Origin of the sequence: Brevibacillus sp. Leaf182 (assembly GCF_001423865.2) — a bacterium.
Taxonomy (GTDB): domain Bacteria; phylum Bacillota; class Bacilli; order Brevibacillales; family Brevibacillaceae; genus Brevibacillus; species Brevibacillus brevis_C.
In genome coordinates this window covers 585,215-607,741 of record NZ_LMPN02000023.1, presented here as the reverse complement: position 1 = coordinate 607,741, position 22,527 = coordinate 585,215, and the positions used below count along the sequence as shown (strand labels likewise).

18 protein-coding genes are annotated in these 22,527 nt (G+C 49.0%); 8 read left to right on the top strand and 10 right to left on the bottom strand.

From position 1 onward, the window contains the following. Window positions 1–60: 60 nt before the first annotated feature. A complete protein-coding gene (locus tag ASG16_RS16265; RefSeq protein WP_056497359.1) occupies window positions 61–984 on the bottom strand; it encodes a 50S ribosomal protein L11 methyltransferase in 924 nt (307 codons plus the stop codon). A gap of 430 nt (window positions 985–1,414) precedes the next feature. On the opposite strand from ASG16_RS16265, the gene csaB reads away from it, so the two are divergent. Then, complete coding sequence (gene csaB / locus ASG16_RS16260) at window positions 1,415–2,512, top strand: polysaccharide pyruvyl transferase CsaB (protein WP_056496165.1); 1,098 nt, start codon at window positions 1,415–1,417, stop codon at window positions 2,510–2,512. A 24-nt stretch (window positions 2,513–2,536) separates the two neighbouring features. Beyond that, window positions 2,537–3,388, top strand: coding sequence for a class I SAM-dependent methyltransferase (locus ASG16_RS16255; protein ID WP_048031962.1), 852 nt, complete (start codon window positions 2,537–2,539; stop codon window positions 3,386–3,388). A 57-nt stretch (window positions 3,389–3,445) separates the two neighbouring features. Here ASG16_RS16255 and ASG16_RS16250 read toward each other — a convergent pair whose 3' ends face one another. Beyond that, a complete protein-coding gene (locus tag ASG16_RS16250) occupies window positions 3,446–5,098 on the bottom strand; it encodes a putative polysaccharide biosynthesis protein (protein WP_056496168.1) in 1,653 nt (550 codons plus the stop codon). Window positions 5,099–5,302: 204 nt separating this feature from the next. On the opposite strand from ASG16_RS16250, the gene ASG16_RS16245 reads away from it, so the two are divergent. Continuing rightward, window positions 5,303–6,679, top strand: a complete 1,377-nt coding sequence (locus ASG16_RS16245) for a phenylacetate--CoA ligase family protein (RefSeq protein ID WP_056496171.1) — start codon at window positions 5,303–5,305, stop codon at window positions 6,677–6,679. On the opposite strand, the gene murJ is transcribed toward ASG16_RS16245, so the two are convergent. Next, on the bottom strand, window positions 6,654–8,180 hold the full coding sequence (gene murJ, locus ASG16_RS16240) for a murein biosynthesis integral membrane protein MurJ (RefSeq protein WP_056496174.1): 1,527 nt from the start codon (window positions 8,178–8,180) through the stop codon (window positions 6,654–6,656). The genes ASG16_RS16245 and murJ overlap by 26 nt on opposite strands. A gap of 189 nt (window positions 8,181–8,369) precedes the next feature. Between murJ and ASG16_RS16235 the strand changes: the two genes are divergently transcribed. Genes ASG16_RS16235 through ASG16_RS16225 form a run of 3 tightly spaced genes read left to right on the top strand, consistent with a single transcriptional unit; the run spans window position 8,370 to window position 12,076 of the window. Beyond that, window positions 8,370–9,632, top strand: coding sequence for an O-antigen ligase family protein (locus ASG16_RS16235; protein ID WP_048031958.1), 1,263 nt, complete (start codon window positions 8,370–8,372; stop codon window positions 9,630–9,632). Between the two features lie 4 nt (window positions 9,633–9,636). Then, complete coding sequence (locus tag ASG16_RS16230) at window positions 9,637–11,265, top strand: hypothetical protein (RefSeq protein WP_056496177.1); 1,629 nt, start codon at window positions 9,637–9,639, stop codon at window positions 11,263–11,265. Next, window positions 11,258–12,076 carry a hypothetical protein gene (locus ASG16_RS16225; protein WP_056496180.1) on the top strand — a complete coding sequence of 273 codons (819 nt, stop codon included), beginning with the start codon at window positions 11,258–11,260 and terminating at the stop codon, window positions 12,074–12,076. The genes ASG16_RS16230 and ASG16_RS16225 overlap by 8 nt, the downstream gene beginning before the upstream one ends. A 150-nt stretch (window positions 12,077–12,226) precedes the next feature. Here the strand turns inward: ASG16_RS16225 and ASG16_RS16220 are convergent, their stop codons facing one another. After that, window positions 12,227–13,576, bottom strand: coding sequence for a glycosyltransferase family 4 protein (locus ASG16_RS16220; RefSeq protein ID WP_056496183.1), 1,350 nt, complete (start codon window positions 13,574–13,576; stop codon window positions 12,227–12,229). A gap of 210 nt (window positions 13,577–13,786) precedes the next feature. Here ASG16_RS16220 and ASG16_RS16215 point away from each other — a divergent pair, with 210 nt between their 5' ends. Continuing rightward, window positions 13,787–14,920 carry a glycosyltransferase gene (locus ASG16_RS16215; RefSeq protein WP_056496187.1) on the top strand — a complete coding sequence of 378 codons (1,134 nt, stop codon included), beginning with the start codon at window positions 13,787–13,789 and terminating at the stop codon, window positions 14,918–14,920. A gap of 165 nt (window positions 14,921–15,085) precedes the next feature. After that, window positions 15,086–15,913 carry a M55 family metallopeptidase gene (locus ASG16_RS16210; protein ID WP_048035739.1) on the top strand — a complete coding sequence of 276 codons (828 nt, stop codon included), beginning with the start codon at window positions 15,086–15,088 and terminating at the stop codon, window positions 15,911–15,913. Window positions 15,914–16,142: 229 nt separating this feature from the next. Here the strand turns inward: ASG16_RS16210 and ASG16_RS16205 are convergent, their stop codons facing one another. The 6 genes from ASG16_RS16205 to ASG16_RS16180 form a co-directional block, all read right to left on the bottom strand. After that, window positions 16,143–16,343, bottom strand: coding sequence for a cold-shock protein (locus ASG16_RS16205; RefSeq protein ID WP_012685372.1), 201 nt, complete (start codon window positions 16,341–16,343; stop codon window positions 16,143–16,145). 105 nt (window positions 16,344–16,448) lie between these two features. After that, entirely contained in the window at window positions 16,449–17,210 is a 762-nt protein-coding gene (locus ASG16_RS16200) for a DUF4179 domain-containing protein (protein WP_056496191.1), read from the bottom strand. Further along, entirely contained in the window at window positions 17,189–17,776 is a 588-nt protein-coding gene (locus tag ASG16_RS16195) for a sigma-70 family RNA polymerase sigma factor (protein WP_056496194.1), read from the bottom strand. The genes ASG16_RS16200 and ASG16_RS16195 overlap by 22 nt, the downstream gene beginning before the upstream one ends. Before the next feature lie 145 nt (window positions 17,777–17,921). Next, window positions 17,922–19,220: a nucleotide sugar dehydrogenase gene (locus ASG16_RS16190; RefSeq protein ID WP_056496197.1), complete on the bottom strand. Its 1,299-nt coding sequence runs from the start codon at window positions 19,218–19,220 to the stop codon at window positions 17,922–17,924. A gap of 279 nt (window positions 19,221–19,499) precedes the next feature. After that, entirely contained in the window at window positions 19,500–19,910 is a 411-nt protein-coding gene (locus ASG16_RS16185; protein ID WP_048031950.1) for a DUF350 domain-containing protein, read from the bottom strand. Window positions 19,911–19,927: 17 nt separating this feature from the next. Further along, on the bottom strand, window positions 19,928–22,285 hold the full coding sequence (locus ASG16_RS16180) for an endonuclease MutS2 (protein WP_056496200.1): 2,358 nt from the start codon (window positions 22,283–22,285) through the stop codon (window positions 19,928–19,930). Window positions 22,286–22,527 lie beyond the last annotated feature (242 nt).

The window sequence follows — 22,527 nt, the reverse complement described above, 5'->3', positions numbered from 1 at the left end:
TTCCCCTCCATTGAGTACCCTATTTTCTATATTGTCTCACACGGAAGTTACAAGACGGTTCTAAGCGATGTTTTTCAATACAACGGTAACCCATTCGTCTTTTTGGCTTTCTTTCTCTACTTGGAAGCCTGCTTGTTCAAATGTGGCGATGACCGCTTCCCGATTCCATTCGACAATTCCCGAGAGAATCAAAATTCCTTCAGGAGCCATTCGCTCCGTAATCATCGGAAGCATCGCGACATTTTCATCGCCTCCGATGTTGACCAGAATGATATCAGCTTGGTCAGGCAATTGGGACTTCACAGCTTCCTCGCTCGCATCCCCAATCACGACTTGTACAGCGTGGTCTGGAAGGTGGTTATTGGTCGCATTGACGAGAACCTGATACTCGCTTTGTGGATTAATATCAACTGCCCATACAGGATGCTTCGCTCCATTCAAAGCGCAGTACAAAGAGAGAATTCCTGAGCCAGCTCCTACATCAATGACTCGCTTACCCTCCAGGTCCATTCCTTGCAAAAACAATAGAATGTCCTGCGTCGTTCCATGATAGCCGGTTCCGAAGGCTGCACCTGGATCGATCCATAGGATATGCTGTGCGGACTCCAGTGCTGCGGGGTCCGTCCATGTTGGTGCAACCCACCAGTCGCCTATCTTGACTTCCCGGAACTCCTCTTTCCACGATTCATTTTCTTCAGCTACGAGCTCTACTTCCTTAATGGTGACTTGTCCATTCCAGCGCTGAATGTAGGTCTTCAGGCGAGCTACATGCTCCTCTTCACGATCGTGCTGGGGTTCAAATAAATACCCAACAAGTGGACCTTCCGTATTTTCTGCGTAATCATATCCGTTTTCCGTTGTCAGTACTTCGATTTGCGGTTCGATCCAGCCAAGCGTGTAGGAGCTGGTCAAAACCTCTGCCACAAACAAATCCTCAATCTCAGGTTCCACTAGTAATGTGTATTTGAGCCACATGCTTTCCATGATGAAAAATGCTCCTTCCCTTTTGCTGTCATTCGCTCCTATTCTTGCGGACATCTATTCACTCATATGTGGATGGCAAGGATGATAGAGAACATGGTATGATAGTAGAATGGACTAACATAACCGCAGGGAGGCTTACCATGTTTGACGAATTTTTTTACCGTCGCCGCAAAAATAAGGGGCTTTTCATCGTCATGATTGCCCTCATCGTTCTTGGCATCGGCATGTTCGGTATGGGTTTCCTCTATATGTTCTCGTAAATCGGAACAACATCATTATACCCTACGAACCGCGCTGCACCCACTGTATCTGTCCAAACAATTGGGGCGTGAAGTTTTCTACTGTGGTTGCTTTACTTCCCCTTGTTTACTCGATTATACTTGAGAATGTATTTTTCCTGTACGTTTGATATAGAAAGAAGGTTCACTCCATGTCGCGAATTCTCATCTCCGGGTACTACGGCTTTAATAATGCCGGAGACGATGTGGTCCTGTACGGCATCATCAGCTCTCTTAAGCGGGAACAACCAAATATCTCTCTCGCCGTCTTGTCCAATCAGCCTGATCGGACTGCGGAATTGTTCGGGATTGAAGCCTATAACCGCTGGAGCTTTGGAACCATCGTCCGCGAGCTTTCGCGAAGTGACATGCTGGTGATGGGCGGCGGTACACTGATGCAGGATGTAACCAGTCCGCGCAGTGTCCTCTACTATTTGGGCATCGTCACCATTGCCAAGCTTTTAGGTAAACCCGTGGTCTTTTACGCTCAAGGCTTTGGCCCCATCCTCAAATCGCTCAGTCGCACGATGATTAAACGCGTGGTGAATCACGTCAACATCATCACGGTTCGCGACTACGAATCAGGGGAGGACTTCAAAGCCTGCGGCGTAAAAAAAGCCCCTATCTATATAACAGCTGACCCTGCTCTGACGATATCCCCAGACGATATTGCAGATCAACGGGGAAAAGAGCTGCTCCATGGTATGTTTGATGATCCTTCCAAGCCCTTGGTCGCCATCTCTGTCCGGGACTGGAAACAGGAACAGCCATTCAAACAGAAGATAGCCCGGGCAGCAGATTGGTTTATCGTGCGTGGATGGAATGTTCTCTTCCTGCCGATGCATGTCCCTAGTGATTTGGCACCGTCTCAGGAAATCATGGACCAGATGAGCCAACCAGGAGCACGTCTTCTCGATGCACCTGTGACTTTTCATGACATTATGTCGGTACTGAAACAATGCAACTACGTCGTCGGTATGCGGCTTCACTCGCTCATTCTTGCGTGCATGCTGCGAATCCCTTTTATCGGCATCTCCTACGATCCGAAAATCGATCGATTCGTTGAACGGGCTGGAATGCCCAATGCTGGTCATATTACTGGGCTCGATGAAACTACACTTTTGACCTTGCTCGCTGAAAAACTGGACAACCTCGATCACGAAATTGATGTGGTAACGAAGCATTCCCATTTGTTAGCGATCGAAGCTTCCAAAAGCAGTGAACTTGTTTTACAGGCGCTGCGTAAATAAGGCTGACCTGGAAAGGAGGACATCATGTCCTTTTCTTCACAAGTGTTACTTGGTTTAAATCGATTATTTCCTCTCCCCGTTCACCCTTTCAACCTAGCAAACAACGGGGAAATGAGCTATACGGAATGGCAATTTCAAAAAGGGGATCAAACCATTCAGTTTTTCCTCCCCTTCCATTCACAGGAGCAAATGTTCCGTGACAAAACGGTTTTGGACATTGGCTGTGGCGGCGGGGGAAAAACCTGTTATTACGCCACCTATGGCCCTAAAAAAATGATCGGCATCGACATCGTCCCCCACTACGCGGAGGAAGGAAATGAATTCGCGAAGAAAAAAGGACTGGATCATCTCGTCTCCTTCATGACTGGTGATGCCGCGAGAATGGACTTCCCCGACAACACGTTCGATACGATCATCATGAATGACGCGATGGAGCATGTAGGCGAACCGGAAAAAACGCTAGAGGAATGCTTTCGGGTCTTGAAGCCTGGCGGGCATCTCTACATCAATTTCCCGCCGTATTATCATCCATACGGTGCCCATTTGTCAGATGCAATCGGGATTCCTTGGGTGCATGCTCTCTTCTCGGAGCAAGCCTTGATAGACGCCTATAAAAAGCTAGTCCGCGACTTGCCAGACGGTTCTGACCGGATTGCTTTTCGCTTCGACAAGCTTCCTGATGGCAGAGATACGATCTCGTACATCAATCGCATGACGATCAAACGGTTTCGAAAAATTCAACAAGGCGTGGTACAGCCTGCTGTTTACCAGCGAGAGATTCCGTTGCGAAATCAGTTGCAGTCCTTGGCGAAATTACCTGCTACCCGTGAATTTTTCGTCAAGATGGTCGTCTGTGTTTATCAGAAAACAAAATAAGCAAGATCACATAAAACCCCTTCCTCCGTTTGTGGAGAAAGGGGTTTTTCGACTCGATTAATCGTTATTTGTATTGGACTTTAACGAGGAAGCCTGCTTCTTCCGAACGAGTTGGATAAAGGCGCGCAGCTTGTTTCCGCCTGGCAGCCAGTCCAGCTCCTTATCCTCAATGAGTGGAATGAGGATCAGCAGTCCCAAGTAAACAACGAGTCCTACACCGACTCCAGCCACGGTTTCTATCGCGCCCAGAATGCGCACGGGTTCTCTTCCCCTGAACAGGAAATCAACTGCCTCTGTCGCTCCCCAAGCCAGAATCAGCATAAGGTTAGCTACCAGTAACGGATAAATGGTATCGAAGCGCCAGTTTATCGGAATCGATACGAAACGGTTGATGACGCGCATGTTCAGGACGCAGACAAATGCAGTAGCAACCAGCCATGACAGGGACAAGCCATCCATACCAAACATGGAGGTAAACACGAGTGTCGCCAGTACTTTGACAATGACACCATACAGCAGATGACGCGCTGGGATTTTTTCTTTGCCGATCCCTTGCAAAATACCGTTTGTAGCAAGCAACAAGGAAAGCGGAATCGCTGTGATGCCTAAAATCGCCATTGCGCGCGTGCCTTCCATATCACCATACAACGCCAGATTCGCCCCTTCAGCTACAGCCGTCAGTCCAAGACCGGCAGGTAGACCGATTAGCCAAGCAAAGCGCAACGAGAGCTTGGTCAAGGTCGTAATCCGTTCCTGATCCTTTTGTCTGATCGCTTCGGCAATAGCAGGCACGATCGAGAGGGCAATCGACGATCCGAACAAGCTCGCCATTTGCAGAAGTGGTCCTCCCCTGCTGTAAATGCCAAACCAAGTATCCGCCGTCAAACCGTCTACATTCCATATGTAGCGGAAGATGTTAATCGCCAGGAAGGAATCCGTCAGGCTGAAAATCGGGATAACTAAGGCGCTGATACAAATCGGCCAGGCAATTCGCCACATCGAGACGAAAAAGGCACGATCATACCACCAAGTAAGACGCCCCCACTCAGCCCCGCTAAAGACGGAATTTTTCCGGTTGTGGAGCCACATGAGCAATGCTAGAAACCCGAGACTTAAAAACGTACTGATCATCGTACCGAAATTGACTCCGGTAATTACGGTATCGGTATCTTCACCGAGTGACACCAGATACAGGGAAGCTACTAAAATAAATACGACACGCAACGTCTGCTCTACGATTTGCGAGAGCCCGACAAACAACATTTTTTGATGGCCGTAGAAAAAGCCGCGAATAACCGCAATCAAGGGAACGAACAGCAGCGACATGGAAATCGCTCGAATCGGCTCAATCAAATGCGGATTCCCCATGAGCTTTGCGATGAGTGGAGAGCTGATGTACAGGAGCGCAAACAAGACTAATCCGATGGCGCCCATCATGACCATGCTTCGGGCCAAAATTTGTCCAATAGAGCCTTGTTTTCCTTCAGCCAATGCCTCTGCAATCACCCTGGACAACGCTACTGGCACACCTGCTGTCGCCAATATGAGAAAGGTCAGGTAGAGAGGATATACCTCTTGATAGAGTCCGAGGCCTCTGTCGCCCACTATCTCCTGAAGCGGAATCCGATAAAACATCCCGATAACTTTTGACAAAATCCCCGCTATGGCTAAGATCAACGCTCCCGCGAGAAAATGACTTTTTTTCAACATGGGTAACTCCTTTATTCGTCTCTTTGACTGGATACCCGTGGGGCAGCACCAATCGACATGAACCCACTCTCTATCCTACTATCATTTCCCTCTTCCAGCAAACAGGTATATCGATGGAATTTCGCAGGAATACTGGTGAAAAACAGATTGCATTGATTTTTTTTAATCGTCTGCCTGTGTGATCTGTGAGTAGGAGGGGAAATTATGCCCACAATCGGATTTTTGATCCGCCATGTACAGTGGCCGTTAATGGAGGCTTTGAAAGGAAATCGCATCCGTCCTTACATGAAAGAATTGCAAGCAGCCGAGCATCTATCTGCCGAAGCACTTAACGTGCAGCAGCGAGAAAAGCTGGTGAAGCTACTCGATCATGCGACACAAAACGTACCAGCCTACGCTGCCTTCGCCCTAGACTGGAGCAAAATGCGCGAGATGCCTGAACGTTTTTTGCAGCGTATTCCTGTTCTGACCAAAGCACACTTTCGGCAAAACGCTGATCAATATATGAGCCAAGGCCTACAAACAAGCGGGCTCATTGGAAATCGTACAGGAGGCTCCACAGGTGAACCTACCCATTTTTATCTCGATCGCCCAACTGTCGAGCGATATGAAGCTGCGCGCTGGTTGGGGCTATCCTGGTACGGCATTCGCATAGGTGACCCATGTGTCATGATCTGGGGTTCGCCACTCGAATTAAACGCCCAGCAAGCTCGCCGCTACCGCTGGAAGGAGCGCTGGTTGAAGAACCGCTTGATGATTTCTGCCTATGAACTGGACGAAAGACATTTGGAAGCAAACCTTCGTCTCATTCGGGACTTCCAACCAGTTTATTTATACGGGTACGCCTCTGCGCTTCATACGCTCGCCACGATGATGCTGCGACGCGGCATGACACTTGGAATCCCGCTCAAAGCCGTTGTCTCTACAGCAGAAAGCCTGCACGAACACCAGCGGCAAACGATTGCCCAAGCTTTTCATGCGCCTGTTGTGAATGAATACGGCGCCCGTGACGGTGGAATTATCGCCTATCAATGCAAGGCCGGGAGCATGCATGCCTTTTCCGGGAACTGTTATTTGGAGGTAGTTGATCCCATTACGTATATTCCCGTCCATAAAGGGCACCCGGGAGCGCTGCTTGTCACAGACCTGCACAATACCGTCATGCCCCGCCTGCGCTACCAATTAGGAGATGTCGTCGCGCTTTCTGATTCAGTCTGCTCATGCCATCTCCCTTTTCCACTTCTTGCTTCGATCGACGGCAGAGAAGACGACATGTTCCTCTCATTAAACGGACGTTACGTGCACGGACATTATTTTAATCACATCGTGCGCAATATGGACAGCTTCCGCACCTTCCAGATCGTCCAGCATGAGCCGGAGCGACTGAGCCTGAGACTGGTGAAGGAGCCCGAACGTTTTTTACCTGCTGATGAAGCCAAGCTTTTAGCAGGCATTCGCTCGGCGTTAGGTCAAGTGAGCATCCAGGTTTCTTATGTGGAGACCATTCCCCCCGCCAGCTCGGGAAAGACTCGTTATGCAATCCGGGAATTCCCGCTTACGAGCGCCCTCCCGCTGGAGTAGACCGCTTGCGTACTTTTTGCAGCAGCTCTGATACAAGTGGCTCGCGAACCAAAATGAGCACCACGAGATATAAAAGAGCTGCACCGATAATTCCTAGCGGCAAGTACAACCAGACAGGCCATGTGGATAACCATGGATCGACGAGCAAAATTGCACCGGCCATGACTGCGCAGCCCACAATGGTTTTCCCGGCAGTCATGAGGAAATTCGCTCGTACAGGGCTTCCTACCGCCCTCCATAGCAAAACAAACAGCAGGAGTGCTTGACTGATAGCTGAAACTGCATGAGCCAGGGCAATTCCGCCATGACCAAGCAGTGGAATAAGCAACCAGTTGGCAAGGGCATACACACCGATCCCGATCGTCCCGATAATAACGGGTGTCTTCGTGTTTTCCAGTGCATAAAAGGCGCGAGTCAGCAAGTCTCTCGACGCTAAAAAGAAAAGTCCCACGCCGTAAAACGGCAGTGCCCACGCTGTCAAAGCGACAGAACGCTCATCGAACGCACCGCGCTCAAAAGCTAGTCGGATGATAGGCTCTGCGTATAGGGCCAGTCCAACCGTCACGGGCAACAGCAAAATGAGGAGATAGGCAAGTCCCTTTTGCAGGATTTGCTTCATCTCCGTCATTTCCCCCCGCTTGACGTGACTAGCCAACAGTGGGAACAACGGCAACGTAAACGCCCCAACAAAGATCGCCAGAGGCAATTGCATGATCTGGTTCGCATTCGCTAGAGCGGAAACGACACCCGTTCCGAGTCCTTCTGCAAAGCCTCGCTCCAAAAAGGTAGTGGCCTGGGCTACAACCGCGCCAATCAAAATCGGAATGACACGCTCGCCCATCCCTTTGAGAGCAGCATCCTCTCGCCAAGCGAAAGAGAAGCGTTGCTGATAGCCGAATCCGCGCAAAGTCGGGAGAATCGGCAACAGTGCACCCAAGTAACCGATTGTCGTAGCCATCGCCAGTCCAATGGGACCATACATCGGCACGAGCACATACATGCTGACAATTACCAAAGCTCCATTGACTACCGTACCAAGCGTCGGTGTAAAGAAATGCTGGTGAGCATTGCAGATACTCGACCACAGCCCTGTTAACCCAATGAAAATAGCTGATGGCCACATCCATTGCAGCATGTTAGCCGTGAGTTCCAGCTTCTCACCAGTCAGTCCAAACATCGCAGCAAGCTGGTAAGAAAAGACAACGCCTAAGACAGACAGAGCAACGAATATACCCAAAATGATCGTGAGCATCTTCTGATATAAGTCAGTCGTCCGCTCTCCTTTTTCCATCATGCCGCGCATCGTCGGAATCAGCACAGCATTGACCGCTCCCGGTATGACCAAGAAGAGCGTCAGCGGGATCGTTGCCGCGATATTAAACGCATCTGCCTCCATGCCAGTACCGTACAAGTTGGATACATACACACTGCGAAAAAAGCCCAGAAGCCTTCCAACGAGAGTCAGCACGACAATCATGGAAGCAATTTTTAACAAACTCATATCCACTTTTCTCCTATCCCTATTTGAAACCCTACGTTCCAGGCTTGGTTCTAACCCCTCAAACTACCTAGTTATCATATCTTATTTCTATCGTTCCTACCAACCTCTTTCCCCCCGGCTTGCTACCTGGTTGTCAGATTCATTATAATAGATAGGTTAATCCTTACCTGTAGGAGGACTACAATAAAAATGAGAGAAACCGTGTTGAAGTGGGGAAGCCAATCAACTACCTGGTTGTATTTGCTGTTGGCCTATCCAGTAATCGATTACGTCTTGCGACAGATTCTACCGATTCCAGTCATATCTTCTTTGTGGGATGAAGGACTGCTCATCGTCTTGATGCTGTTTACATTCGTTGCGTTTTTACAGTCAAATCGGACGATGCCTGGAATCAAACATTGGCTTGGAGCCTTTTTCATCCTCGGAGTTGCCATCATGGTGACAGACATGGCGAACTGGGAAGCGAGCGTAGAAGGATTCCGTTCCGTCTACCAGTACATCCTCGCCTTTTTCATGGGCTTCTATTTATTGAAGTCGATGGAAGACCTGGACAAGTTCATGAAGGGACTTGTGCTGGTTGGTTTCATAGCGGCACTGTATGGTGTCTTGCAAGTCATCGTAGGCGTCAAAACACCTGAATCATGGGTACAAGAAGGGGAAGCTGTTACAACGCGTGCATTCTCCTTCGTAACGAGCCCGAACGTATTGGGCAGCTATATGGCGTTGGTTACACCGATTGCCGCTGGTCTATTCATGACAGCGAAGGATCGCAAGCAAAAATGGATTTGGGCCATCGTTGCGCTGACGACTTTGCTCGCCATGCTGTTAACAAGTTCCCGCGGTTCCTGGTTTGCCCTTGCCTTTGCTGCATTTGTTTGCTTCTACATATGGAACAAACGAGTTGCAGGGTACTTGGTGATCGCAGGGATTATCGGGGTTGTAGCCTTGTTCTTCGTTCCTGATTCTGTACCACTTGTCGGAAAAGTTAAAGATCGCATTTTCACACTCTTTACACCTGAATACTTCGAATCTAGCAGCCAAGGCGGACGCATTGGTCGTTGGGGCGAAGCCTATGACAAGATGCGCATCGAGCCTTTGTTCGGCGTCGGTCTCGGTCATCACGGCGGAGCAGTTGCCGCGCGCCATTTCGGTACCATTTATTCAGATAGTTATTTCTTCAAAAGTTTGGCGGAATACGGTCTGATCGGGATCATCCTGTTAATCGGAACTGTCATCACCATGTTCAAGTATGGCGCCGGACTTATCCGCAACCTCCAAGGCTCGCCGCACTTTTTCGCGATTCTCGGACTGCTGGGCGGATTAATCGCCGTAGCAACGCATAACCTCGTGGAAAACATTTTCGAGGTGCCGTTCATGGCCCTCTATTTCTGGCTGTTTGGCGGCTTCCTGTGCGCATTATTCGTCGACCAGACACAAAATAAAAGGTGGTGAACGCATGCGCCGCAATCCTATTCTCCAAACGATAAGCTGGGCTCTGTACGCCATTGCCCTGTTTCTCATTTACCATTTGCTCGTCAAGCCTGCGTTCCTTGATTTAACCTGGATCGCCTTGCTCATATTCTTGCCACTGCTGGCGTTTTGCTACTTTGTGGTGCATCCTTCTGAACGTCGTCAGGTGTTGGTGTTTTCCATCGGCTTCTTGCTCTTGGATCGGGCACTGACACGCGTCGATGTGAAAACAACCGCTGCTCTCCTGATCGGTGGAGTGATCGCCATCATCGTGATTGCCCTTCTCGTGAAATGGTACGGGCGCCTCAACTGGCGTGCAGTCGGCTCGTTGGTTCTGATCGCTCTTTTAGCGAATGTCACGTTCAACCGGGATACATTGACTGCACTCAGTCACTTTACTGTGAAATACGAATCTGACCGTTTGTACAACGGTGATTGGGTGGATTACTTCCCGCTCACACTGCACGACGTCAATGGCGATGGCAGCATGGAGATCATCACGTACGGCAATGCCGAGGAGCTTCCACTGCCGGAAGAAATTGAAAAGCCAGAGACGGAGGAAGAGAAAAAAGCAATGGCAGAGAAGCTGCGCCATTTGCAGGCGGAACCTGTTTCTCTTTACGTCCTGACCTGGAAAGACGGCCAAATGGTGCGGATGCCGAATGATCAGATTCCTGCTGATACCATGGAGATCATCAAGGAAAAATTGCCGACCGATTACCCGGGCTTCCCGTATTACACGATGAAAGACGGTCAATTGGTACCGAATGTACAACGCCAACCATATGCGGAAGGCATGCTGCAAATCGGAACGGCACCATATCGTGCGTTTATGCTTGATATGGAAAACATCGCAAACCTGCTGGCGGAAAACGAAGGCAGTATGGACCTGCGTCAAACACTCGGCTCGAAATACACGGATCTGCATATCAAGGATGGTATGCTGACAGGAAACTACGATGGCAAGCCTTTTGGCGGTACGACAAAAGCAACCAAGCTGATGACCACCATGATGCTGCCTGATGGCCGCGAGGGACTCGTTGTCATGGGTGAGCACCTGAGTGTTCTGTCTGTCGAGCCAGATGGTACACTGACAGAATCGTACACACTGACACGCAAACAGGCTGAATTGGCCACAGGCGAGTTCATTCCTGCCGATATCGACAACGACAAGGTCGATGAACTCCTCGTTGCAGGAAAGCCTTCGTACATCTTGAAGCCGAAGCCGGACGGCACGTGGGAGATTTTGTGGGCTAGTGGAGATCGCGACAAGAGCTTCCGCTTCTCTAACTTTGCTACCATCGGCAACAACGAAAATCCTGAGATCATAGCCAAAGCAAGGAGCTGGGTAAGTACCACAGATTCTCGCTATTTGGCTGGCTATGACTACACGCCAGAGGGTCTGAAACAAAACTGGCGCATTTACTTGCCGCTGATCAATGTCCAAATCGGCGACATCGACGGCGACAAGAAAAACGAAATCGTTGCGAACATGTACAATACACATCGTATTCTCGTGTTCAAGCAGCACAACATTCCGGTATTCGGACTCACAATCGCACTCTTTGTGGGACTATTGGGATACGGAGTCGTAAGGAGGTTCCGCCATGCGTAAAGCTACGAAAGCATGGGCACTGCTCGCTGCCATCTGCACAGCCTCCCTGCTCGGTGGCTGCACCTACGAATCAGGTACGAAGGCTTTTGCCACCACCAATTTTGACCAGAAGCCAGATCAAACGACCACCGTCCAAACCGAATCAGGTGCAGAGTGGCTGAAAACGGCTCTGGAAAAAGGCAAGACGGCTAAAGAGGCACAGACCTACTGGTACAAGGGCTATGTAAAAAATACGATCCTCTCACGCTCCACAACAAGCATGTTCAATGGAGCTGTCATCAACGGAAAAGGTTACAATGTGGATGCCCGCATCGCTGCCCAGCCGTATTCGTACTATCGGATTCATGACAAGCGCTACATCAAGGCAAACGAGCAGTTTGTCACCGCTCCGGATGAGCCGCTTGCCTTCGACGTATTGAAAGGCTTCGAGGACTGGCTGCCTTTCATGGACCAGGCCGTCCAATTGCCTGAGGAAAAAGTAATTGGCGTCGTCAGCGTTCCGTTCCAATTGAAAATGACAGGAGCAGAATGGCTGAAAAATAGTCAAAGCCCCCTGTTTGAACCATTGAAAAAGCAATTGGGAGAACGCCCTGATCTGGATTACATCTTGAAGGAATCCACGATCAAGACAACGTTTTGGTTCGGCAAGGAAGACCGTCTGATCCACCAGTACGAGACGTGGATCATTCTCCCGCTGCCTGAAGCAGGAACGATGGACCAGCAAGTGATGTTCAACCTCTATAAGTATGATGACACTGGTGGCATTCACATCAAGGAGCCGGAAGAAGTAGAAAAATATTTGCTGTACTAAAAAAGTCTGCTACCTTTACGTGGCAGCAGACTGATTGGTACGAATCAGGACCTGGCGATAATCGTCGGGTCCTTTTATTTTGAAGCAGAAGAAGTATGTCTGTCACGAAAAAAACCCCGCAGCCTTCAATGGCTCCGGGGCTATGCTGTCCTATTTCTTTACCAGTTCATCCATCAATTGCGCCAATTGCTTCGCCTGTTCACGGCGCTCGTACGGTTTCACACGCTCTGCAAAATCCGCTCCGCGTTCTTCACTACCCGTTTGTCCTTGGGCTTTCCACTCCTGATACAACTTCAGGTACGCTTGCTTGATTTCGTCTTTTTGCTCTGGATCGGCTACTTGCCCGAGACGGAAATCTTCAATAATCTCTGTCGCTTCGCCTCTTTTGTTCAGAGCAAGAATCGGGTTGCCAATCCCCATGTATTCGTAGAGCTTGCCCGGAATATACGCTCCGGCGTCAGCGGACACATCCCCGATCAGCAAGAGGGCATTCGCGCCTTTCATTAATCCGAGTGCTTCTTTATGCGGCAGGTTCCCCAATACGCGAACGATGTCATCCAGACCCAATGCATCTACACAGTCGCGATTTTCGGAATACCCCGGATAATCGAACACCCCGGCAAAGCTGAGCAAGAGATCATTTCGGTCCACCGCTTTTTCATCGATGAGTTCCCGGATGGCTTGCAAGAGTAAGCGCGGGTTGCGCTTTTGATACAAAATACCTGCGTACACCGCATGAAATTTGTCCGGAGCAGCATGGCTGGGAGCCAACCCTTGAAAATCTGCCTGATCAAACCCATTGTAGATCAGCTCCATCCGCTTGATGCGATCCTGGTGCTTCTCGCGAAAATTATAGGCGAAGGTTGCGGTAACGGTCGTGATCGCATCCGCTTGGGACATCACTGCCTCCTCCATTCGCTCTTCCATGCGCTCTCGCCATTCGATGCCAGAGGTGTGCATATTTTGCGTCCATGGATCACGGAAATCTGCTACCCATTTGCACCCAAACTCACGGGAAAGCTTTTTCGCAATCAAATGGTTCGTTACAGGTCCCGATGTAGAAAAAATCACGTCGATCTTTTCACGGCGCATAATTTCTCGTCCCAGCTTAAGCGCATTCGGCATCCACAGGATTTGGTCGTCTGGAATCAACAAGTATGGCTTTACTTTTTTCAGCACATTGACGACCTGTTTTTTTACCTTCGCCTTAAACGACGGTTGTGATGGTGTGGACGTTGTATTGGCACTTGCTGATGCAGCTTGTCCCCCTCGATTCGGCAGCAACTGCCACTCCTTTGCACGGTGAATGGCGACATCACTCGGCAACTGTGCCAAAAGGGATGGATCGAGTGTTGCATGATAAGCAGGATCTACTGTCAGCACATGGACATTCCAGCCAAACTCCCCCAAATATTTGGCCATTTTCAACGGTCTAGGCACGCCGCCTCCACCAATAGGAGGAAATATGTAGCATATGATCAACACGTTGTGCGTATTCATTTACGTAACCGTCCTTCTCCATTTCAATTTTCCATCATCAACGATACCATAAGTGCTGTCTTATTGCGAATCTAGCAGGCATCTGCTATAGTGAAAATGGCTTTGTTTATAAATGATCGTTCATTTTTTCGGTACACCGCCTCTATTCGGTCGTGCCTCCATGTACATACCTCAGTAGGGGTTTTTTAATTACGATTCGGGTGAATTCAGATGAGCAAATTACGAGTCCTCCACGTGATTGGCGGGGGGGAATTTGGCGGTGCTGAACAACATATTCTCAATTTGGTCACTACTTTTTCAGTCGACGAAGTAGATGTCGCAGTCGTATGCTTCTATGATTCTCTTTTCGCGAGTAAATTGCGGGAAGCAGGGGTCCAAGTCATTACACTGAATCAGTTCGGACGTTTTGACTTACGATTGCTACAGGTTCTGCGGAATGCCTTTTCCACATTCCAGCCAGCGATTATCCATACGCATGGGATTAAAGCCAATTTCTTTTCCCGATTGGCAGCTCTCGGTATGAAGGTGCCTTTACTAACCACTGTTCACAGCTCACTCCGTTATGATTATACAAGCTCCTTGGCCTATGCCATTGTCAGCATAATGGAAATGAGCACGAGACATTGGAACCGTCATTATATCGCGATCAGTGGTGCGATTGCCGATATTTTGCGGGGGCAGGGTATTCGCTCGTCTGACATTAGCGTGATTTATAACGGAATGGACATGAAGCCTTATCGGCAAAACCATTTACGGGAGAATGACCGCAATCGACTGCGTGCGGAATGGAACATACCAGAGGATGCCTTTTTGTTCGGAACAGCAGCTCGCTTTGTTCCCGTGAAAGGCCTTCCGATTCTGCTCGATGCTTTTCATACGCTTGTGACGGACAAGAAAGAGGCCCCTTATCTCGTGTTGATCGGAGACGGCTCTGAACGTGCTGCTCTCGAAGCCAAGGTAAAAGAATTGGGGCTGGAATCGCATGTTCGCTTTGCTGGATTTCGGCAAGATATTCCTGCGTGCTTGCATGCGTTAGATGGCTTTGTCCACTCTTCTTTGTACGAAGGGCTAGGTTATACGATTATCGAGGCGATGGCTTCGGAGGTTCCTGTCGTAGCCAGCAACGTCGGCGGTGTGAAAGAGTTTGTTTTCGATGGCGAAACGGGGCTGATCGTCGAACCGGGAAATCCGGCTTTGTTGGCGCAAGCAATGGAACGGCTTTGGACTTCACCACAGTTGCGTGAGACCATGGTGCAAAACGCGCTAAAAAAAGTAGAGTCCACTTTTACCATTCAACTCATGACCGAACAAATTGTTGCTCTTTATCGTACGTTACTGAAATGACGAAAAGCACGGTGAAACGCGAACAGCGAGCATCGTGCTTTTTTTCATATGATTTGTTTGAAGAATCTGTTTTTATGGTTGCCTACTCATGATCAATCTGGTTACATATGAATTGGAACTATTTTGTATAGCAAGCTGCTCCAGACAGAAAGGGTGAAAATGAAGATGAAACTATTTCTTTCGGTAGACATGGAAGGTATTTCAGGCATTGTGGATACGAGCTATATTAACCCGGATTCGGGGGTTAACTATCAGCGTGGTCGCCAGTTTATGACGGACGATGCCAATGCGGTTATTGAAGCTGCACTTGAGTCTGGCGTAACGGAGATTGTTGTAGCAGACAGTCACAACACGATGAACAACATTCTCTGGGAAAAGCTGCATCCTAAAGCGAGACTGTTGGCAGGTTCTCCACGCGATTCATCTATGATGCAGGGACTCGATGAGAGCTTTGATGCTGCGATGTTTATCGGCTATCATACCCGTCAAGGGATTCCTGGCGTGCTCAGTCATACGATGTCAGGTGTAGTTCACAATATGTATATTAACGGACAAGTCGTGGGTGAGTTCGGCTTTAACGCAGCGATTGCGGGCATGCACAACGTTCCTGTTGTCATGGTGTCTGGTGATAATCTCATCGCCGTCGAGGCACAGGAACTGATTCCAGGGATTCAAACAGCGATCGTGAAGGAAGCTGTATCCCGCACGGCTGCTATCTGTCTCTCGCGTGAAGAAGCGACCGCTGAACTGAAGCGCAAGACGGCCAATGCCTTGCGCAACCGGAACAACATCCAGCCATTCCGTACAGCTGTACCTGTAGAGTTGGCGATGGAATTCTCCCATGCAGGACAAGCAGAGATGGCCGCAATTGTCCCGGGAACGCGCTATGAACCAGCAACAAACATGGTTTATTACAACGCAGCCAACCCGCAAGATATGTACAAAACGATGCGCGCCATGCTGAACCTGGCGTCAGGTGCTGAATTTTTTTAAAAGATAAGGGAGGAACGGAAGGGCTGAGATCAGTTCTTCCGTTCTCCATTTTGGCGGGAGATTTTTGAAGCGCTCCCGTGATTCATTCCGAAGCGGACAGTCAATCCCTCTTTGGGCTGGGCGTAGGCCGCAGCGTAGACTGGAAATTCACTTCTTTCCCCACTGCAGCTACTTAAAAGCCAAATAAAAAAGCAGACCCATCATCTGAGTCTGCTTGTCGTTTCAGCTTTTATAGTTTCCGAACGTTCGTCGCTTGAGGACCTCGTTGACCGTTTTCTACGTCAAACTCAACCTCTTGCCCTTCGTCCAAGGATTTGTACCCTTCGCCCTGAATAGCGGAGAAGTGAACGAATACGTCATCTCCACCATCACGCTCGATAAAACCGAAACCTTTTTCACTGTTGAACCACTTTACTCTTCCACGTTCCATTTTTGCCTCCTAGCATGTAACCCTTACATGACATTTGAAATATTGTCTTACCTCGGTTACTATTGCCATTTACGAGGCTTATTATACGTGACCCAATTTTTTTCTCTACTTCGCAGCCTCTGTTGCTTCTTTGGCTTTGCTCTGGTCCACAATAAATTGTCCCTTCCAGTTGCCCTTTGTTTTGCCGATCCGGTTCACATCGATATTTAAAGTGAGTGGTTGTGGTAGCTTGGATTCAAGCGTTGAGAAGGCAAGAACGCCCTCTGGCTTGTTATGATCGGCTATTCCCACCTCTACTTCCTTACCGGACTCGTCTGTTAAGTAGAAAGGCATATTATCCTCTTTGGTCCCGAAAAAGTTTAGGACACTTGTACCTTCCAAGCCTTTTTCCTGGTACACGGGATTGCCATTTGCTTCGCCTACCACATCTAAACCTGTCGTATCAAATTCGAAAGGCACCAGTTCTCCATTTTGTTGTTCAATGCGATAGTGCAGCAGAACTTTGCTATCTTCCGCATACACTTCCGTAAAATGAATCGTAATCCCCTGATCGGTAATTTTTTGATCGATCGGAATGGACAACCCTTTTGCCGCTGCTCGCTTAACCTCTTCACCCACCAAATTGTTCAAGTCTTTTGGATTGTCTGCAAAATAAGAGGTTCCATTTAAAGCCGCATATACTCCAGTCGGCAGTATAATAGCAGCAACTAATCCCATCATAACTAATTTTTTCTTCATCGTTACAGGCTCCTTTTTTTCGTGATAGCGATGAAAGGACTGCCTGACGCGCTGGTCGAGTTCATCAGGGATCGTGGTTTCGTCAATTTGCTTGGTGAGTGACTGTTTTATGATTTTTTCGATAGACATGTTTGGAGTTCCTCCTCATTCCATTCGACGTCAATCCACTCGCGGATTCGCTTTAATGCCAGATGATTTCTCGATTTTGCGGTCCCCACAGGTATTTGCAGCAGTTCGGCAATCTGATCGTACGTATAATCGTAGTAATACCGATAAATCACGACAATCCGCAGCTTGAATGGCAGCTTTTGGATTACTTGCTGCATCTCTGTGACAGACTCCATCGCAAGCATTGGCTCATCCGGCGTTTCGACATGTTGTTCTTCTTCCAAGCTCTGTTTTCGTTCCAACAGACGGAATCTTCTCCAAATCTGTCTACGCCAGTTTTTCACCTGTCTAATGACAATCCCATTCACCCAGAAAAGAAACGGACGCTTGCGATCATAGGCAGGCAGTGATCGCCATAACTGATAGTAGATTTCGCTTACAATATCATGAACATCTTCTTTATTCGTGACCATGGCTGCTACGGTACCGTAAATTTTTGTCCGTGTCATGCTGTAGACCACCTCAAAAGCTTCTTGGTCTCCATCAAGCAAACGGTCCAGCCACAGTTCTAACATTTGATCATTCATCGGAGGGCCCCCTGAAATTGTATACACCTTGTATTGGCTCTCTCGTTCAATATGGTTCACTACTTTATGAAAAAAACCTCTCCAAACGCTTCTACGTGCGTTTAGAGAGGTTTTCTCGTATGAATCAGTGTAACTTGTTCAAGAATTAAATGCGCACCACAGTCGCCTTGCTGACAAGGTCACGTGGGATCCGGTTCTTCGTATCGAAGAGGATCGGCGCGTCAGCCATCTTTTCAGCGACATCAGCCCAATCCGCCTCAGCAAACTCCTTTTGCACAGCAGTCAGGAACAACGCATCTGCTCCATTCACTGCTTGGTCCAGACTGTCAACCTTATGATCATACACAGTCGGAACAGCCGGATCGTAGGAGCGAACGTCTACTCCTTTTGTAATGAGCAGCTTGATCAGATCGTGGACAGGGCTTACGCGGTCGTCATTGGAAAAGTCTTTCATCGCCATCCCCAATACAGCTACGCGGCTTCCTGCCAATGTCTTGCCATTTTTCTTCAAGGCTTGCTCGAGCATGCTGATCAACACTTCAGGTACTGCATCATTCGTATTGCGAGCCAGTTGCAGAATCGGCATGTTTACTTCCAATTCGCGTGCCTTCGGCTGCAAGTAGTACAGCGCATTCGGCAAGCAGAAGCCGCCTACACCCGGTCCTGGCGATAACAGGTTTACACGCGTGTGCGTATTGGCAACCTTGATCAGCTCGAACGTATCGATGCCGAATGCCTCGGAGAAACGAGCAAATTCCTGTACCATCGCAATGTTCACATCACGCTGGATGTTCTCGATGACTTTTGCTGTCTCAACTACACGGATATCCGTGATCGTGATGTCCGTCTCGCTGATGAAGGACAACAACTCTTTTCCTTTTTCAGCGCTTTGTTCATTGATGCCACCCAGAACGAGCGGCATATGGATGAACTCTTCAAAAGCACGCCCCTCTGCAATTCGCTCCGAGCAGTATGTCAGGTAGAAATCGACACCAGCAACGAGACCGCTTGTTTCCTCCAAAATCGGCAGAATTACATCTTCTGTCGTTCCTGGTACGACGGTACTGCGGATCATGATGGTATCGCCTTTTTTCAGTACGCGACCGAGCGATTGTGCACAGCTTTTCAGCGGTCCGAGATCAGGATCGCCGTTATGAACAGGCAATCCGACTGTTACAATATAGTTATGGACTTCCGCAGCAGCTTCCTCGTAGGAAGACGTTGCACGGAAACGTTTTGCTTCAATCTGCTCTTTGAGGATCTCTGGCAACGTTTTTCCCTGATAGGACTCCAGGTGATGGGAATGTGCCGCATTGATCTCATCGACGACATGCGGTACGACGTCAATACCGATGACGTTTGCTCCTTTCATGGCATAGGTAAGCGCCAACGGCAAGCCTACAAACCCCAATCCCACAACAGCTACGCGTACAGGTTGAGTCATTGCGTATCTCCTCTTTCACACTCTAAGTAAGGTCCGTATGACTGTAAAAGTCACGCGGCCAACTTGCGCATATTTTTAGGACAGGTAGTAAACACCTGCAGCGATAAAAAGCACACACAATCCAATGAGGACCTTGTACAACGTTTCCAAGGCTGTTCCTCCCCCATACAATCTTGGCTTGTCCTCTTTTTCGTAAAAAGGACTTTGATTGGGCAGAATAGTTTGGTACTCTTTCGCCAAATCAAATTATACTCTCGTTTGAAATAACGTTCAACCCGTCTAACGAGGCAAGGATGCCCCTATGATATACGAGAAACCGATGGACAGGACCATCGCAATAAAGCCAATGGCCCTGTTATCTTTGGCAATTTCCTGATCAACATTAAAGGTAGGAGTCATGAATTCAAAAATGAAGTACGCAGACAACAACAGGAAAAATCCGAATGTCGCCCAAATCAACGCCTCGCCCAAAGACAAATGCGCCTGAATGGAATAACGGAAAATGTTCGCGATCCCAAAAATTTTCCCGCCTGTTGCCATTGCTACTGCCATGTTCCCACGCTTCAATTCTTCCCAAACACGATAACGCGTCACTAGTTCAAAAATGGCTAAGAATAAAACCATCGCCAGTCCAGACACAGTAAAATAAGCTGCAGTTGCAAAATATGGATTGTGTAGAAGGTTTTCCATATGTCCCTCCCGACCTCTTATTTCAATTCGGCAATGGTAGCACCTACGCCGCCTTCTCCTTGACCACCTAAGCGGAAGGATTTTACATTACGATGATTTCTCAAATACTCATGCACGCCTTTGCGCAGTACCCCTGTCCCGTGTCCGTGAATAATGGAAACCGAGTGCAAGCCTGCCAACAGCGCGTCATCTAAGAACTGATCGATTTCTCGAATGCTGTCCTCGACGTTGTAGCCGCGCAAGTCGAGATCCATCTTGATATTGTCACTGCGACGCTTCACAGAGGTGTACGGAGCCGCTTGCGGTTTTTGCTGGATCGAGTTTTGTACATGCATATCATCGCGCTTCACTTTCATTTTCATAATCCCGATCTGCACGAGGAATTCTTCATTGTTTACCTTTTCCAGCACGGTTCCTTTTTGTCCAAAGCTCGTCACCATTACCTCGTCGCCCACCTTGATCTGTGTGGCACGAACTGCTTTTGCCGGCTTCTTCACCTTTTCCTTCTCTAGCTCAAGAACGGCATTGCCCAAGCGCTTCTTCGCATCGATGAGACGATGCTCCTTGATTTCCATGCCTTCTGCCATCATTTCGCGCAGCTCGCGAATGATCGTTTCCGCTTCTTCTTTTGCGAGTTGGACGGCAATTCGCGCTTCGTCTTCTGCTCGCTCCATTCGCTTGTTTTTCTCTTCGGCAAATTGTGCGCGCTCTTCTTCCAGCCGTCTACGCAGCTCTTCCGCTTCCTCGCGTGCCGCTTTTGCCGCCAACCTGTCCGCTTCCGCCGACTTGCGATTGCGCTCCAACGAAGCAATCATGCTCTCGACCTGATTGTCTTCCTCACTGATCGAGCCACGTGCGACATCAATGATGTGTTCCGGCAATCCCAGACGTCTTGCGATGGCAAATGCGTTGGACCTACCTGGCACCCCGATAAGCAAGCGATAAGTAGGACGCAGCGTCTGTACGTCAAATTCCACGCTGGCATTGATGACTTCGGGTCTATCGTAGGCATACGCCTTCAATTCACTGTAGTGAGTCGTTGCGACCAATCTCGCGCCGGAATCAATCACATGGTCGATGATAGACATGGCCAGAGCAGCACCCTCTGTCGGGTCTGTTCCTGCGCCTAGCTCGTCAAACAGAACCAAGCTCTTGTCGTCCATTTTCGCCAAGATTTGAATAATATTGGTCATATGGCTCGAGAACGTAGACAGGCTCTGCTCGATGGATTGCTCATCCCCGATATCGGCAAAAACGGAGGAGAATACGGTCATCTCGCTCTCTTCCTCTGCCGGAATATGCAAGCCTGCCATGGTCATCAAGGACAGCAGTCCGATTGTTTTGAGGGAAACGGTTTTTCCGCCTGTATTCGGGCCTGTCACAACAATCGCCTGATACTCTCCACCCAGCTCCACATCTACAGGAACGACAACTTCTCGTGGAATGAGTGGATGACGCGCTTTGCGCATGTTAACGTACCCGCGATCATTGATGCGTGGACAGATCGCCTTCATGCTCCAGGCAAGCTGAGCCTTGGCAAACATAAAATCAAGCTCCGTCAGCGCTTCTGTATTCTCGATCAAAGCCTCTACCGCAAAGGATACCTGCTCCGTCAACACATACAGAATACGCTCTACTTCACGTTCCTCGCGCAAGCGAAGCTCGCGAAGCTTGTTGTTCATCTCGACGATCACTTCCGGTTCGATAAAGAGCGTCGCCCCAGATGCAGACTGATCGTGAACAATTCCACCAAATACAGAACGATACTCCTGCTTCACCGGAATAACGAAACGATCGCCACGAATTGTAACGATGTTTTCCATCAGCATTTTTTGGTACGTAGACGAACGTGTCATTTGATCGAGCTTTTCACGAATGCGCGACTCGACCTGTCTAATCTCCTGACGTACCTGTCGCAATTCAAGGCTCGCGCTGTCCAAAATATCGCCATTTTCATCAACACAGCGACGAATTTCGGTTTCCAACTCGCGCAGGCCCTCAATACGCTCTGCCTGCTGTTGCAATAATGGCAGCTCGTGATCCTCACACATATCGAGCAAAAACGTTTTGAGCCTGCGTCCAGCCATTACGGTGCTGGCGATATCCAGCAATTCCATCGGGGCGAGCATGGCGTTCAATCTGGCGCGCTGTACGGGACCGCGAATATCGCGAATGCCACCGAGAGGCACGCTGCCTTTCAGGCGTAACACGGTCGCTGCTTGTTCAGTCCCTTGCTGAGCGGTTATGACTTCATCCAAGCGTAAAAATGGAATCAGCTCTGCTGCTTTTTCTTTACCATATGTGCAAGATGCCTTGTCAATCAACAGGGCGACTATTTTATCGTATTCTAACGTTTTTAAAACCCGTTGTTCCACTGTGCTCCTCCTTCTTTATCCAGCGGCGACCGTTGTACCGTGCGGGCGGGAGCGACGGTCTATACCGGCAATCATTACGATATCTCCCCATTATAGCATGGCTGCGGAGCTTAGAAAACTTGGGCAACGGATAGCCTCAGACAGGCATCATCGGCGAAGGATAATTTTACACGGTTTCGTTGGGCATAGATCTACTCTTTGCGTGAGAGAATGTAAGGTGAAACAACTCTAAAGGAGGAGTA